This window comes from Marinobacter sp. (assembly GCF_044799475.1).
Classification (GTDB): Bacteria; Pseudomonadota; Gammaproteobacteria; order Pseudomonadales; family Oleiphilaceae; genus Marinobacter.
Genome location: NZ_CP085217.1, coordinates 2,233,615 through 2,248,389, shown reverse-complemented (window position 1 = coordinate 2,248,389; position 14,775 = coordinate 2,233,615). Strand labels below are relative to the sequence as shown.

Sequence of the window (14,775 nt, the reverse complement as noted above, 5' to 3'; positions counted from 1 at the left end):
ACGGCAGGCCCTCAGGTCGATCGTGATCAAATGAGAGAAAACAGGGAGAACGACCTCATGGCATTTGAACTTCCAGCACTGCCCTACGAAAAAAACGCTCTTGAACCGCACATTTCCGCAGAGACCCTTGAGTATCACTACGGCAAGCATCACAACACCTATGTGACCAAGCTCAACGATCTCATTGAAGGTACCGACCACGCCAGCAAGTCGCTGGAAGATATCATCAAGAGCTCGAGCGGCCCGCTGTTCAACAACGCAGCCCAGGTATGGAACCATACTTTCTACTGGAACTGCATGAGCCCCAATGGCGGAGGCGAGCCCACCGGCGCTGCCGCAGACGCCATCAACAAGGCCTTTGGCTCCTTTGAAGACTTCAAGAAGGAGTTCAACGAGAAAGCCGTTGGCAACTTTGGCTCAGGCTGGACCTGGCTGGTCAAAAAGGCGGACGGCAGCGTGGCTATCGTCAACACCAGCAACGCTGAAACCCCTCTGACCGGGGCAGACAAGCCTGTACTGACCGCCGATGTATGGGAGCACGCCTATTATATCGACTATCGGAACGCCCGGCCCAAGTACCTGGAAGGCTTCTGGAATCTCGTCAACTGGGATTTCGTAAACAGCAACCTCGCCTGATCAGGCCGTTGCCCGGAGCAGAACGCCCGCCTTTGCGGGCGTTTTTTTTGCGCCCCGCTACATTTTGAAACGGTCAGGACGGGGAATTTCTGAAAAACTGCAGTCCTGATTGGCGCAACTGTGTTCTTCTGATCCATACTCTGCTGATGCTGAGCTGCCGGTTCTGCCGCCCGGGAACTGACAGAGCAAGTAGTACAGCACCAGTAAATAATGATAATAATCGGGGCCCAATGAAGACATTCTTCGAGCTGGAACATCGTCTGGGGTATCGCATCCTGCGGTGGGTGCTCTCAGTCGCCCTCGTGAGTGGCATTGTGCTGAGTACAACACAGATCATCCTCGACGCCAGACGAGTCTCCCACGACCTGGACCAGCAGGCAGCCCAGACCCTCGCCCTGGTCCGGGACGCGGCTACCCAGGCGGTTTTCAGCATCGATAGCGAGCTCGCCCAGCAGGTGGTTGATGGGCTTTTCCAGCAGAAAGCCATCCGCTACGCCCGAATTGCCCATCCTGACGGGGAACCTCTGGCTGAAAGCGTCCGCCCACTGCAATCGGAATCCTTTCGCCCGATGACCGACCCCATTTTCAGGCCCGAGCGCATCTACTCGATCGACCTGACCCGGCGGTCCGCCCCCGATACCCGCTATGGCATATTGCAGGTTCATTACGACACGGCCCATACCGCCTACACCTGGCTTGAGCGGGCTACGCTTACGTTTACTTCCGGCATCGCCCGGGCCGTCATTCTGGGTCTGGTTCTGTATTTCGTGTACCACATGCTGTTGACCCGGCCACTGCTGCGAATCATCAGTTCACTGACCCGGGTCAACCCGGACCGCCCGGATGATCGATTGCTTGAGGTGCCGTCAGGTCACGACCGGGACGAGCTTGGCCTCTGGGTCAATGCTACCAACAATCTGCTGGTGGCCATCTCGGAAAACCAGAAAAAACACCTCGAGGCCGAAGATCGGGTCAGTCGCCTCTCAAGGTACGACCACCTGACCGGCCTGCCTATCCGCGAAACATTCCTCGGCATGCTTGGTGGAGCCATTGAAGACAATCGTCGCTCCAAACAGATTCTGGCGGTCTACTGTTGCGGTATTGATGATTTCAAGGGAATCAACGAGCAGTTTGGTTACCAGGCGGGAGACCAGATCCTGCAGGAGATCGCCCAGCGGCTGTCCAGCGACACCGGCGAGAGCCAGTTGATGGTGGGGCGCCTCGGTAGCGACCAGTTTGTACTTGTGGAGCACCATCTGAAAGACAGCTACCAGGCAGCTGCAACCGCGGAGTGGCTGCTGGGGAAAATCGGGGAGTCAATTCCTGTTGGAAGCCACGCAGTCAGGGTATCCGCAACCATGGGCATCGCCCTTTTCCCCGCCGACTCAAGCCATGCGGACCAGCTGCTGCAGCGGGCAGAACAGACCATGACCCTCGCCAAGGGCACGGGTAAAAGCGGGGATCATTTCCAGTACTATGTGGCCCGTGTCGACCAGGAAATCCGTGAGCGCAAAAAACTGGAAAAGGATCTTTCCATGGCGCTGGCGCAGCAGCAGTTTCACCTGGTCTATCAGCCACAGATCAATCTCGAAAGCCAGCGCGTCATAGGTGCCGAAGCACTGCTTCGCTGGACTCACCCCGACAGGGGGCTTATCCCTCCGGACGAATTTATTCCCCTCGCAGAGCTCAATGGCACCATTGTGGAGATAGGCGAATGGGTGCTGGATGAGGCATGTCGCCAGGCCGCGCTCTGGGCCAGGGAGGGCACGCCCATACGGATCGCGGTGAACCTGTCCGCGGTTCAGCTCAAACAGGCGAATATTGTGGAATCGGTTCTGACAACCCTGCGCAGGCACGCTATTCCGCCCGGCCGCCTTGAGCTGGAAGTGACGGAAACAAGCTTCATGGAAAATCTCGAGGATGCGGTTGACAAGCTCAAGGAGCTGCGTAGCAAAGGGATCAGCATTGCCGTGGATGATTTTGGCACGGGGTATTCGTCCCTGACCTACCTCAAGCGAATGCCTGTCCAGCACCTGAAAATTGACAAACAGTTCGTGCAGGATCTGCTGATCAACGACGAAGACACCCGGATTGCCAACACCATCATTGATCTGGGCAAGAGCCTCAACCTGACCGTTATCGCCGAGGGTGTCGAAACCGAGGAACAGGAGTATTATCTGCGCCAGCGAGGCTGCCAGCTGGCTCAGGGCTACTATTTCAGCAGGCCATTGCTGCCCGCCGATTTCGAGATATTCGTCGCAGGCTTCCACGGCAGGCTTGCAGAACACGTTACCTGAACCCGCACATTTCTGAGCAAACCCGCACACTTCCAAGCAAAGGAGTCGCCATGGACACCACCCTGATCGGCCTCGCTGTCATAGCCGGCGCAGTGATCTTTACCATCGTCATCTACAACCGTCTGGTCGCGCTGAGAAACCAGTTCAAAAATGCCTTCGCCCAGATAGATGTTCAGCTGCAGCGTCGCCATGACCTGATCCCCAACCTGGTGGAGTCTGCAAAGGCCTACATGGCTCACGAACGCAATACGCTGACCGAGGTTATGGAAGCCCGCAACAACGCCGTCAGCGCTCAGAAAGACGCTGCCCGCGACCCTGCCGATGGCAGCAGAATCCAGAAACTTGGCGGCGCCGAGAACATGTTGACCCGGGCCCTGGCCAACTTTTACGCCGTGGCAGAGAACTATCCGGACCTGAAGGCCAGCGAGACAGTACAGCAGCTGATGGAGGAGCTCGCCAGCACCGAGAACCGCGTGGCCTTCGCCAGACAGTCCTTCAACGACACGGTGATGACCTACAACACCTACCGCGAGCAGTTCCCCAATAACCTGTTGGCCGGCTTTCTTGCCTTCAAGCCAACCTCCCAGCTGGAACTTGAGTCTCCCGAGGCGCGCCAGGCCCCCAAAGTTGCGTTCTAGCCGGAGAACCTGACCCATGGCTGTTCAGGGCTTCTTCGATCGACAGGCGAGCGCCAGGCGGAATACCGGCTGGCTGGTTGTGCTCTTCTCCATCGCGGTCATCCTTATTACTCTCGCGGTGTGTGCGGTGGGCTATTTCCTCACCCGCAGCGAGTCCACCTCCTGGGCATTCACCGACTGGTTGCTCAGCCAGCATGGTCTGATCACTGCTGGCGTGGTTGTGGCGCTTATTGGGGGTGGTTCACTGGTGCGCTGGATTGACCTGGCGGACGGCGGTGAGCGGGTAGCCAAAATGGTCAATGCCCGTCTGCTGGATCCTTCAGGTCAGGATCCTGACGAGCGCCGGCTCCGCAATATAGTGGAAGAAATGGCCATTGCCAGCGGCGTGCCTGTTCCCCAGCTCTATGTGATGGACCAGGAAACCGGCATCAATGCTTTCGTGGCCGGGTACAGCCCCACCGAGGCGGTGATGGTGGTCACCCAGGGCGCTCTGACCGGACTCACCCGGGATGAGCTGCAGGGCGTGGTGGGACATGAATTCAGCCATATTCTCAATGGTGACATGCGCCTGAATGTGCGGCTGATTGCCCTACTGGCCGGCATACTCATGATCGGACAGATTGGCTCTTTTCTGTTCCGGAGTACCAGGTTCCGGACGTCCTCCCGACGCGGTCGCGACCAGGGCATTGCGGTGATTGCCGGTCTGGCGCTGATGGCCATCGGCTATGTGGGGGTGTTTTTCGGTCGGCTGATCCAGGCTGCGGTCTCCCGCCAGCGGGAAATGCTCGCCGATGCCTCCTCGGTGCAATTCACCCGGAATCCTGAAGGAATAGCCAGCGCCCTGTACAAAATCGGACTCAGGGGTGGTTACCTGGACACCACCAGCCATGCCAGTGATATGAACCACATGTGCATTGGTGAAAGCACCCCTATGACCTTCAGCCGGCTGCTGGCTTCCCATCCGCCACTTGACCAGCGAATCAACGCCATCCAGCCGGGAATGCTGGCACGGCTGAAAAGCCGCCTGCGGGACACCAAACCCGCCAGCCAGACCGGGCTTGGCGCCGTGCCCGGAATGCCGGGAATGTCGGGAGCGCCGGGCGCTGCAGCCTTTTCCGGCCGAATCGGCGATAACCTGCAGGCCATTACGGCACCTTTTGCAGGCCATTCAGAGTCCTTGGGGGAGGCATGGCCCTCGCGGCAGGCCGGCACGGTTTCACAAGCCAGTGAGCTTCACGCCGTAGCGCTGCTGGAAGGACTGCCCGCCACCTTCCGCAACCTCCTCTACACCCGCGCTGGCGCCGTACAGCTGTGCTACGCTCTGCTGCTCCAGGGTCTGGACGACGAGGCCTTTAGAGCAAGGCTTTCTCTGCTTGAAGGAAGCTCCCTGCTCGCGCCCCAGACTGACCTGCTGGACAAATTTCTGCCTACGCTCCGGAATTCTGACGGGGCCCTCGGCTTTGTGGCCCTGGAACTTGCCATGCCGGCGTTGCGCAAGCTCGACCCACAGGAAGCGGACGCCCTGATTGGTGAAGTTCACAAGCTGATACGGGCAGATGGCAGGCTGAGCCTGTTCGAATTCGCCCAGGCGAGCTTTCTGCAGCGGCACCTGAGTCCCGGTGCCGGGCGAGTGACTCCGGTTCGCTTTCGTTCATACCGGGAAGTGATGGGCAGCCTTCACTGTCTTTTCAGTCTGGCTGCGAGAGCTGCCGCCGGAACACCGGAGCAGGCAGCAAAACTGCATAAAGAGGCCATGGCAGGGTTTGCCGGAAGACAGGATGGAAACGGGGAACTGGCCAGTCGTGTGGACATTCACCAACTGAGGGATGCCCTGAAGCAGCTCAATCAGCTGTCTCCCCTTCTCAAGCCAGCAGTAATAGACGCCTGCGCTCACTGCGTTCTGGACGACAGCAAGGTCAGCAGCCGGGAATACACCGTCCTGCGACTGGTCGCAGACCAGCTGGACTGCCCGATGCCTCTGCTGATGGTCGCAAGGGACTGACCGGCAGTCAGCTCCCGGCTGTGCTGTCAGGCGTCTACTGGACGCTTTTTACCTCAGGATCCATCGAGTCCGTTTTGAACAGCGTTTCGATGGGTGGCTGGTTCTTCTCGTCGGTCAGGCCGAGCTTTTTCCTTACCCCCAGATTCACGTCCCAGAGCCCCCGGTACTTCTGTGACGTTGCAGCCACAGTATCGCCCTTGTCCAGCATGATGGTTGGCCTCAGGAAAACAAGCAGATTGCGCTTGACCCTGGTTTCGGACTCAGAAGAGAAGAGGCGGCCAAGATAGGGAATGTCTCCGAGCAGCGGCACCTGGCTCCGGTTGATCCGGTAATCCTCGGTAATCAGCCCCCCGAGCACAATTGTCTCGCCATCGTCCGCCAGCACCGTGGTCTTGATCTCCCGCTTGTTGGTGACTATGTCCGAGGCGTTCTGGATGCTGTCCGCGACGTTTTCCGTCGTCTGCTCCACTACCAGCCGCACCAGCCCATCGGCGCTGATGCTGGGTGTCACTTTCAGAGTAAGGCCTACGTCGCGACGCTCAATGGTGGTGAACGGGTTTTCGAGGCCGGCGCTGGTGTTGGTGGTCTGGCCGGTACGGAACGGAACGTTCTGCCCAACAATGATCTCGGATTCCTGGTTGTCCAGGGTGATAATGCTCGGAGTGGAGAGCAGATTCGCTGCGGCTGAGGTGGACAGAGCCTGCAACAGCACGCCCCAGGTGATGCCGTTATCGGCACGTTGCCCCGCACCCAGCGTCAGACCGCCTGTGGCAGGGGCGATCACCTGATCCGAGACTATCGCACCGACTACCTCACCCAGAGTCCGCCCTACGTTGCTGAAGTTGGAGGCAGCAATGGGAGAAGAGCTTCCCTCTTCGTCAACCACACCCACCTGGACGCCAAGATCTTCGCCAAGCTCGTCGCTGATTTCCACAATGGCGGCTTCAATCAGCACCTGGGCGCGGCGTATGTCCAGCTGGGAGACAATGGAATCCACCTCCTGCATCATGGAGGGCTCCGCCCGGACAACCAGCGCGTTCAGGCCTTCGTCCGCAAAAACGGAGAAGCCCTCGCTGCGCTGCCCCTGAGTGCCACCCTCGGCGGCCTGGGCAATGTTGCCCATGACGCCTTTCAGTATTTCAGTGAGAGACTTGGCATCGGCGTGTTTCAGCCGGATCACTGTGGTGGTGCCGCCCATTGCCGAAGGCTGATCCAGCTTGGTGATGAGCCCACGCATTTTGTCACGGAAGGTTTCGTCTCCCCGCAGAATCAGCCGATTGCTGCGCTCGTCTGCAGTTACACTGTATTTACGGGCGGCATCGCCGGAGCCACTTCCAAGCTCTGCCGGGGCCAGCTCCTGGAGCAGGGTTACCAGGTTGCCCACCCAGGCCTCTTCCAGCTGAATCACTTCCACTTCGTATTTGGACGGGCTGTCCAGCTCCCGCACTATGCTCTCGATCCGCTGAATATTGGCGGAATGATCGCTCACAATCAGGGCATTTGCCGCTGCGACACCCGCAAGGTGACCATATTTTGCAACCAGCGGACGGAGGATGGGCACCAGTTCAAGGGCGTTTGCATTATCAATCTGGATGACACGGGTGATCAGCTGTTCTGACGGGATCTCGGTAAAGCGGCTCAGAGACTCAGCGGACTGCTTGGCGTCTACCTGCTGGACGATCTTGATCACCTCCTCGCCGGGAATAGCCGTGAAGCCGTGAACCTGCAGCACCGCCAGAAACAGATCGTATATTTCATCCTTGTTCATCGGTGCGCTGGACAGAACAGTCACCTTGCCTTTCACCCGCGGATCCACCACGAAGCTGTAGCCGGTAATGTCGGCAACCTGGGTTACAAACGCGCGAATATCCGCATCCTTGAGGTTCAGACGCCAGGTTCCCTGGGTTTCCTGTGCATTGGAGGATGGCTGCGACGACGACTGGGCTGCGGCGGTCGTCACAAGCGGCAGCAGCGAAGCAAGCAGCATAATCCGCAGGGAAGATGTATTCAGGTTAATCATGCAAGAACCGCGTCCTGTTTCAAATTCCGGTAATCCGGACTGATTTTACTGTGGCAAGGCATAGCTTACTGTGAAGCGGGCACCGCCCCTTTCGATTTCTATCTCAAGCTGAGACTCGGAGCGCCAGGATTCGAGCAGCTCCCGGTCCTGCTCCAGGTTACCGAGGGTGTGGCCGTTGATTGCCTTGATGACGTCCCCCTCCTGCAGGTTGAGCGCCCGAAGCATGGGACTGGAGCCATCAAAGACATAGCCTTCTCCGGCTCCTTCCTCTACGGGACGCAGTCCAAACTGATTCAGAGCCTGCACCCCCTCGGCATCCAGCCGCTCCCGGGCCTGAGCGACAAAGTCCTCCGGCGAGGATACCGACACTGTTTCTTCTTCAGTGATCAACTCGGCAGACTCACTTTCTTCGAAAGTCAGGGTTTCAAACTGGCCATTTCGCCTGATCAGTATCCGGCCGGGCTCAACTTCCACCAGTTCGGCATTGCCGGGCAGAGTTTCACCGACGCGGTAGTGTGCCGTTACACCATCCGATCCTGCAACTATAGCACCGGACTGCTCCGGCTGCTCTGCAACAAGCACCCCTTCAAGGCGAAGACGCAGCCTGGTCTCAGGCGCTGATTTCCGTATAACCTCGGCTACCGGCGCATCCCGGGGAGGCGATCCAAACATGTTAAAAGCTGCCAGCGTGGTGTCTGGCATGGTGGCGAGCCCACCGGGTCCGCCTTCCTGCTGCACCTGCGGGATGGGGCGCTCCTGCCAGGCAATCAGCCAGGTGAGCTTTGCCAGTGCGACGGCAAAATAGATCACCAGACCGACAAGCAGGAGATTGGCCAGCCAGCGGGCCAGACGGGGGTGGTTCCCCAGCTTGATGGCAGCCATCAGCGGCTCCTTCCGGGCAGAATGGGCTGTCGAACCCGGAAAATGACATCCCCCGGCTGCGCCGCGCCGGACCAGGATTGCCCTGCCAGGTCCACCAGACGCTTGTATACACGAATCTCCAGCATGCCATCGGGGAAGACGTCCGCCTCGGCTACCGGCGTCGTCTGGCCCAACTCTGAAATCAGCAGTGCAACACGGCCTTCCTGCTCCCCCCTGTCCTGCAGTAGCGCCTGCATGGGAGGAAAATCCGCCGTCTGCATGGCATTGCCCATGGGCCAGCTCACCAGGCCGCCAGGCCAGGTGGCAAGGCCGCGCGCCCGCGCCAGACCCTCCTGGTCCAGACTGAACTGAATATTCTCAACCGTAATGTCCCCTTCAAGCATGGCACCGCCGCTTTGCCTGATCAGGTCTTCAAACTCGCGCACCCGGATGGCGCCGCTCGCGGTCACCGAAGCGCTTTCAGGCCAGGAAAGAATGGCCTCGCCATCCAGCGACGAAGAAACAGATGACAGTGAGAAGCCAACCGGTAAAGTCAGATCTGAAAGCGAGGGTGGGCGGATATTCCAGTCAACACGCAGGCGCCGATTATCAAACGACAGGGCTGCGGCGCCGTCCCAGAGCTGCCCACCCACCTGCTCGACCCTGACCTGGGGTGGCAGCTTCAACCGGGGTGCCGCCTGCTGCCAGACCCATCCGGCCGGCACGGTAGCCACCAGAACAGCTCCATAAACAAGGAGACCGACCAGAAACAGCCAGAAAACCTTCGCCGGACGAAGAAAAGAGGGGGAAGCAGAGTCGGTCATACGGGATAGAGTGCGCCGGCCATTCACGTGGAAAACATCGGAGCCCGAGTTTAACAAAGCCACCGGCCAAGTTCATGACAAAAATAAAAAAAGCCCCGCGGCCGGAGGGGCCGCGGGGCTTTCAGGTTTCAGAGCTGAGTGTCTGAAAAGCCTGGGGGCATTACATCATGCCGCCCATGCCTCCCATTCCACCCATGCCGCCCATGTCGGGCATGCCGCCGCCGGCTTTGTCATCTTCCGGCTCGTCGGTGATCATCGCCTCGGTGGTGATCATCAGACCAGCAATGGAAGCCGCAGCCTGCAGTGCAGAACGGGTCACCTTGGCGGGATCCAGGATGCCCATCTCCAGCATGTCACCATACTCGCCGGTGGCAGCGTTGTAGCCATAGGAACCTTCGCCCTTGCGGACCACGTCCATGACAACGGAAGCTTCGCCGCCGGCGTTGGTCACGATCTGACGCAGCGGTGCTTCCATGGCACGACGGAGGATGCTGACGCCGACTTTCTGGTCTTCGTTGTCAACAGCCACTTCAGTCAAGGCATGCAGCGCCCGGACCAGGCTTACGCCACCGCCGGCAACAATGCCTTCTTCAACTGCAGCACGGGTCGAGTGCAGAGCATCTTCAACACGGGCCTTCTTCTCTTTCATTTCCACTTCGGAACCAGCACCAACCTTGATGACGGCAACACCGCCGGCCAGCTTGGCAACGCGTTCCTGAAGCTTCTCTTTGTCGTAGTCGGAGCTGCTGTCTTCGATCTGCCTGCGGATCTGCTCCACACGGGCTTCGATGTCAGCGTTGGCGCCGGCACCATCGATGATGGTGGTGTTTTCCTTGGTGATGTTGATCCGCTTGGCGGTGCCCAGATCATCCAGGGTGGTGTTTTCCAGGCTCAGACCCACTTCCTCGGAAATCACGGTACCGCCGGACAGGATGGCGATATCCTGCAGCATCTCCTTGCGACGGTCACCAAAGCCGGGCGCCTTGACGGCGGCGGTTTTGACGATGCCACGCATGTTGTTCACAACCAGCGTCGCCAGAGCTTCACCTTCGATATCTTCAGCGATGATCATCAGCGGCTTGCCGGCCTTGGCCACACTTTCCAGAACAGGAAGGAGCTCACGGATGTTGGAGATCTTCTTGTCCACCAGCAGGATGTAGGGCTCATCCAGCTCGGCTGACATGTTGTCCTGGTTGTTGATGAAGTAGGGAGACAGGTAGCCACGGTCAAACTGCATACCTTCAACCACGTCCAGCTCGTCTTCCAGGCCACGGCCTTCTTCAACGGTGATGACGCCTTCCTTGCCTACACGCTCCATGGCGTCGGCAATGAGCTTGCCAATGGTCTCGTCGCCGTTGGCAGAAATGGTGCCAACCTGGGCAATGTTGCGGCTGTCGTCGCAGGGCTTGGACGCATCACGGATGGCCTTGACCGCTACCTGGGTTGCCCGGTCGATGCCGCGCTTCAGGTCCATGGGGTTCATGCCGGCGGTTACCGCCTTGATGCCTTCGTTCAGGATGGCCTGGGCCAGTACCGTGGCGGTGGTGGTGCCGTCACCGGCTGTGTCGTTGGTCTGGGAAGCAACTTCCTTGACCATCTGGGCGCCCATGTTCTCGAACTTGTCACGCAGTTCGATTTCCTTGGCAACGGATACACCGTCCTTGGTTACGGTCGGCGCGCCGTAGGACTTGTCGATAACTACATTACGGCCCTTCGGGCCAAGGGTGACCTTGACCGCGTCGGCCAGGATGTTGACGCCAGCAACCATACGCTTGCGTGCACTGTCACCAAATTTAATATCTTTAGCTGCCATATCTAACGTTTCCTATTCGTTGAAACAATCGCTGTTACGGATCTCCGGCCCGGTTAACCGGGCCGGATAAGCGGCTGGTTTACTTTTCCAGCACGCCGTAAATGTCGTTTTCGCTCATGATGAGCAGGTCTTCAGTGCCGATTTTCACGGTGTTCCCGGCGTACTGACCGAAGACCACGGTGTCACCAACGTTCACTGCCAGAGCGCGAGTCTCACCGTTTTCCAGGATGCGACCGTTACCAACGGCGATCACTTCGCCCTGGGAAGGCTTTTCCTTGGCGTTACCCGGCAGAACGATTCCACCTGCAGTTTTCTCTTCTTCTTCCTTACGACGCACGACAACACGGTCGTGTAACGGACGAATTTTCATTGCTCGTTTTCTCCAATAGCCAAGCTTGTATTTGGCGATGCAGTTGCGTGGAAAGCCGGGGCCGATAAACAGCTGTTTTGACGCGATTTATCGCCCCCGACGAAGTTGTGTTCCCTATGTGGGGCCCGGCCCAGGCATTTCAACGGGGCACCGGAAAAATTTTTACTTTTTTTCCAGCCGATCCTGGTCGTCCTTCCGGCGCCTGTCCTGCTCTTCCTCATACTCTCCCTCAATGACATCGTCCTCCCGCCCCCTGGGGGATGCGAAAGGATCCTGACCGCCGCCTCGGCCACCAAAGGGGCTGCCCGGCCCGGCCCTGAAATGAAAGCCCTGGGCCTGCGACGAAACCACCATGCGCTTGAGCAACTGCCCCGCCAGCCAGTGGCGGCTGCCAGGCACAAGGCACAGAAAGCCGACTGTGTCGGTGACAAACCCCGGGGTCAGCAGCAGAGCCCCGCCTATCGCGAGAATCAGCCCCTCCGCCACCTCCCTCGCCGGCAGCTCGCCACCGCTGAGGCGCTGGTTGGCCCTGAGCAGGGTTGCCAGTCCCTGCTGGCGCAGAAGAGCGGCGCCAATAACGGCTGTCAGCAGTACAAGGGCAACGGTGTTAAGGGCGCCGATCATGCCGCCCACCTTGATCAGGATGACCATCTCGACCACAGGCATGACAATAAAAAGGAGGAGAAATACGCTCATCAAAAGGCCTTCGTTTCCGGTATGAGTGGAGCCTGGCTGCGGGCAGCCGTAGAGGGGATATCTGGTATACTCTCCGCCCATTCTGGCACGAAATTAACTCAGATCATTACTTGGTTAGGGCACAACATGAAACTTCAAGATTCGGTGATTGTAATTACCGGCGGCGGTCAGGGCCTGGGGCGGGCCATGGCAGAATATCTGGCCGCGAAAGGCGTGAAGCTGGCACTGATTGACCTGATGCCGGAAAAGCTCGAAGAAGCCGTTGCCGCCTGCAAGGCAGCAGGAAGTGAGGCAAAAGCCTACACCTGCAATGTGGCGAAAGAAGAAGATATTGAAAAAACCTTCAAGGCCATCAACGACGATTTTGGACAAATGAACGGCCTGATCAACAACGCAGGCATTCTGCGTGACGGGCTGATGGTAAAACACAGGGACGGTGAAATCGTCAAACGCATGAGCCTCGCCGAATGGCAGGCCGTGATGGACGTGAACCTCACCGGTGTATTTCTGTGCGGACGGGAAGCCGCAACCCACATGGTCAGCAACGGCGACCAGGGCGTGATCATCAACATCGCCTCCATTTCCCGGGCCGGCAACATGGGCCAGAGCAACTACTCAGCCGCAAAAGCCGGCGTGTCAGCGCTTGTCCCGGTGTGGGCGAAAGAGCTGGCCCGCCACGGCATCCGCGTTATGGGCATTGCCCCCGGCTTCATCGAAACCGAGATGACCGCATCCATGAAAGCGGAAGCTCTGGAAAAAATGACCGCAGGCATCCCCCTGCGCCGCATGGGCAAACCAGAGGAAATCGCCTCTACTGCCGCCTTCATATTTGAAAATGACTACCTGTCTGGCCGGATGATCGAAGTCGATGGCGCACTCCGCCTCTGAAGACGGCTTCCCGGAAAACGGCACACCTTCCCGTGAGCAGATAGTCTGGCAGGTGGTCTGCATGATTCCGGAAGGCAGAGTCGCCAGCTACGGCCAGGTAGCGGAACTGGCAGGCCTCCCCGGCCTTGCCCGTTTCGTCGGCCGCGCGATGGGGCGCCTGCCGGAAGGAAGTGAGGTGCCCTGGTACCGGGTTCTGCGCAGCGATGGTCGCATTGCCATGCCAGCGGGGACTGAAGGCCATGAGCATCAGCGGCGGCTGCTTTCGGCGGAAGGCGTCAAAGTAACTGATGGCCGGGTCGCCATGAAGCTCTATCGCTGGCGTCCCTGAGGCGACTCCCCCGGCTCTTCCCTGTCTTTCTCGTTATTTGCTTCAGCGACTGCATCATTGGCGCGGGATACCTCATCAAGGCGGGCCCCGTGCCGCATCATCCAGAGCGCCAGCAGAATCGCCGGAATACCCATCAGCGCCGACACAAAAAAGAACTCCATATAACCGTAGCGGGCCACCACCATTCCCGAGAACCCCCCAAGAAATTTACCCGGCAGAGTCATCAGAGAACTGAACAGCGCGTACTGGGTCGCCGTGAATGACGCACTGGTCATGCTGGAAAGCCAGGCAATCAGCGCCACGTTGGCAATACCCCCACTGAGGTTGTCAGCGCTTACTACAACCGCCAGCAAAGCAATATCCGGTGGCTGCTGGGCAACCACCACAAACAGCAGATTGGTTGCCGCCGTCAGAACCGCCCCCGCCACCAGAATGGGCCGCACACCATATCGCACCACCAGAACCCCGCCCGTGAGCGAGCCTGCAATCGTCATGAAAAAGCCGAAAATCTTGGTGACATCCGCCACTTCCGTCTTGGAGAACCCCATGTAGGTCAGATAGAAGGGGTTGGCCATGACACCCATGGCAATATCACTGATGCGGTAGACAGCAACCAGCACCAGAATAAGTATGGCAAGCTCCCGGTAACGGCCAAAAAAGTCCACGAAAGGCCCGGCAACCGCTGCCGAAAACCAGCCGGCAAAACGCGCCATGCGTGGTGAGAGATGGGCCCGCTTTGCTGTTTCCCTGGCAACCGCATTGGCCAGGTCTTCAGCAGCGCTGAAATGATTTACCCGGGGCTCCCGGACCACCAGCACCGTGAGCACACCCACACCCACAAGCAGCGCCATGACCTCATAGGACACCTGCCAGGACCAGAATTCTGCCAGGTAAAGGGCTCCGGCACCAGCCACCAGCAGTGCCAGCCGATAACCGAATATATAGGTGGCCGCCAGTGCCGCCTGCAGCCTGGGTTCGGCAATCTCAATACGGTAGGCATCAATGGCCACGTCCTGAGTGGCAGAGGAAAACGCCACCAGCAGGCCAAACAGCGCCATCATGGTCGGGCTGACGGTTGGATCCGTCCGGGCCATGAGCACCAGGCCGGTGGCTATTCCCAGCTGGGCCAGCAGTATCCAGCTACGGCGCTTGCCCAGCAGGCGCCCCAGCACGGGCAGCGGCAGCCGGTCCACAACTGGCGCCCAGACGACCTTGATGGAATAGGTTATGCCCAGCCAGCTGAAAAAGCCAATGGTGGCGGCTTCCACCCCAACGTCCGCAAGCCGTGCGTTCAGGGTGGAAAACACCAACAGGAATGGCAGCCCGGCGGAAAAACCGAGGAACAGGAGCGCGATCACCTGCCATCGGGTGAAGGTGTAAATCGTGTCCCGCACAAACTGAT

The 14,775-nt window shown here is 58.9% G+C and carries 13 protein-coding genes; 6 read left to right on the top strand and 7 right to left on the bottom strand.

Features of this window, described 5'->3' with window-relative positions:
* Positions 1-57 precede the first annotated feature (57 nt).
* The 4 genes from sodB (at position 58) to LG327_RS10475 (ending at position 5,573) form a co-directional block, all read left to right on the top strand.
* Positions 58-636 (top strand): superoxide dismutase [Fe], encoded by a 579-nt coding sequence (gene sodB / locus LG327_RS10490; protein WP_404361761.1) that lies wholly within the window; start codon positions 58-60, stop codon positions 634-636.
* 230 nt (positions 637-866) lie between these two features.
* Positions 867-2,933: a putative bifunctional diguanylate cyclase/phosphodiesterase gene (locus LG327_RS10485; RefSeq protein WP_404361760.1), complete on the top strand. Its 2,067-nt coding sequence runs from the start codon at positions 867-869 to the stop codon at positions 2,931-2,933.
* A gap of 50 nt (positions 2,934-2,983) precedes the next feature.
* Positions 2,984-3,571, top strand: a complete 588-nt coding sequence (locus LG327_RS10480) for a LemA family protein (protein WP_404361759.1) — start codon at positions 2,984-2,986, stop codon at positions 3,569-3,571.
* A gap of 16 nt (positions 3,572-3,587) precedes the next feature.
* Positions 3,588-5,573, top strand: a complete 1,986-nt coding sequence (locus tag LG327_RS10475) for a M48 family metallopeptidase (protein WP_404361758.1) — start codon at positions 3,588-3,590, stop codon at positions 5,571-5,573.
* Between the two features lie 34 nt (positions 5,574-5,607).
* Here the strand turns inward: LG327_RS10475 and gspD are convergent, their stop codons facing one another.
* From gspD to LG327_RS10445, 6 genes are all read right to left on the bottom strand, one after another.
* Entirely contained in the window at positions 5,608-7,593 is a 1,986-nt protein-coding gene (gene gspD, locus LG327_RS10470; RefSeq protein WP_404361757.1) for a type II secretion system secretin GspD, read from the bottom strand.
* A gap of 45 nt (positions 7,594-7,638) precedes the next feature.
* On the bottom strand, positions 7,639-8,475 hold the full coding sequence (locus tag LG327_RS10465; RefSeq protein WP_404361756.1) for a type II secretion system protein N: 837 nt from the start codon (positions 8,473-8,475) through the stop codon (positions 7,639-7,641).
* Positions 8,475-9,278 carry a type II secretion system protein N gene (gene gspN, locus LG327_RS10460; RefSeq protein ID WP_404361755.1) on the bottom strand — a complete coding sequence of 268 codons (804 nt, stop codon included), beginning with the start codon at positions 9,276-9,278 and terminating at the stop codon, positions 8,475-8,477. The genes LG327_RS10465 and gspN overlap by 1 nt, the downstream gene beginning before the upstream one ends.
* Positions 9,279-9,438: 160 nt before the next feature.
* Positions 9,439-11,091: a chaperonin GroEL gene (gene groL, locus LG327_RS10455; protein WP_404361754.1), complete on the bottom strand. Its 1,653-nt coding sequence runs from the start codon at positions 11,089-11,091 to the stop codon at positions 9,439-9,441.
* 79 nt (positions 11,092-11,170) lie between these two features.
* A complete protein-coding gene (gene groES / locus LG327_RS10450) occupies positions 11,171-11,461 on the bottom strand; it encodes a co-chaperone GroES (protein ID WP_404361753.1) in 291 nt (96 codons plus the stop codon).
* A gap of 162 nt (positions 11,462-11,623) precedes the next feature.
* The gene (locus LG327_RS10445; protein WP_404361752.1) at positions 11,624-12,157 is read right to left on the bottom strand and encodes an FxsA family protein; all 534 of its coding nucleotides are present in this window, start codon (positions 12,155-12,157) and stop codon (positions 11,624-11,626) included.
* Positions 12,158-12,283: 126 nt separating this feature from the next.
* On the opposite strand from LG327_RS10445, the gene LG327_RS10440 reads away from it, so the two are divergent.
* On the top strand, positions 12,284-13,045 hold the full coding sequence (locus LG327_RS10440; protein ID WP_404361751.1) for an SDR family oxidoreductase: 762 nt from the start codon (positions 12,284-12,286) through the stop codon (positions 13,043-13,045).
* Positions 13,026-13,373 (top strand): MGMT family protein, encoded by a 348-nt coding sequence (locus LG327_RS10435; RefSeq protein ID WP_404361750.1) that lies wholly within the window; start codon positions 13,026-13,028, stop codon positions 13,371-13,373. Before LG327_RS10440 ends, LG327_RS10435 begins: the two co-directional genes overlap by 20 nt.
* Here the strand turns inward: LG327_RS10435 and LG327_RS10430 are convergent.
* On the bottom strand, positions 13,355-14,767 hold the full coding sequence (locus tag LG327_RS10430) for an AmpG family muropeptide MFS transporter (protein WP_404361749.1): 1,413 nt from the start codon (positions 14,765-14,767) through the stop codon (positions 13,355-13,357). The two genes, LG327_RS10435 and LG327_RS10430, sit on opposite strands and share 19 nt — an antisense overlap.
* Between the last annotated feature and the right edge of the window lie 8 nt (positions 14,768-14,775).

What these genes read in the sequence shown, in the direction of transcription:
- sodB (WP_404361761.1), top strand. Translation starts at nt 58, where the DNA reads ATGGCATTTGAACTTCCAGCACTGCCCTACGAAAAAAACGCTCTTGAA.
- LG327_RS10485 (WP_404361760.1), top strand. Translation starts at nt 867, where the DNA reads ATGAAGACATTCTTCGAGCTGGAACATCGTCTGGGGTATCGCATCCTG.
- LG327_RS10480 (WP_404361759.1), top strand. Translation starts at nt 2,984, where the DNA reads ATGGACACCACCCTGATCGGCCTCGCTGTCATAGCCGGCGCAGTGATC.
- LG327_RS10475 (WP_404361758.1), top strand. Translation starts at nt 3,588, where the DNA reads ATGGCTGTTCAGGGCTTCTTCGATCGACAGGCGAGCGCCAGGCGGAAT.
- gspD (WP_404361757.1), bottom strand. Translation starts at nt 7,593, where the DNA reads ATGATTAACCTGAATACATCTTCCCTGCGGATTATGCTGCTTGCTTCG.
- LG327_RS10465 (WP_404361756.1), bottom strand. Translation starts at nt 8,475, where the DNA reads ATGGCTGCCATCAAGCTGGGGAACCACCCCCGTCTGGCCCGCTGGCTG.
- gspN (WP_404361755.1), bottom strand. Translation starts at nt 9,278, where the DNA reads ATGACCGACTCTGCTTCCCCCTCTTTTCTTCGTCCGGCGAAGGTTTTC.
- groL (WP_404361754.1), bottom strand. Translation starts at nt 11,091, where the DNA reads ATGGCAGCTAAAGATATTAAATTTGGTGACAGTGCACGCAAGCGTATG.
- groES (WP_404361753.1), bottom strand. Translation starts at nt 11,461, where the DNA reads ATGAAAATTCGTCCGTTACACGACCGTGTTGTCGTGCGTCGTAAGGAA.
- LG327_RS10445 (WP_404361752.1), bottom strand. Translation starts at nt 12,157, where the DNA reads ATGAGCGTATTTCTCCTCCTTTTTATTGTCATGCCTGTGGTCGAGATG.
- LG327_RS10440 (WP_404361751.1), top strand. Translation starts at nt 12,284, where the DNA reads ATGAAACTTCAAGATTCGGTGATTGTAATTACCGGCGGCGGTCAGGGC.
- LG327_RS10435 (WP_404361750.1), top strand. Translation starts at nt 13,026, where the DNA reads ATGGCGCACTCCGCCTCTGAAGACGGCTTCCCGGAAAACGGCACACCT.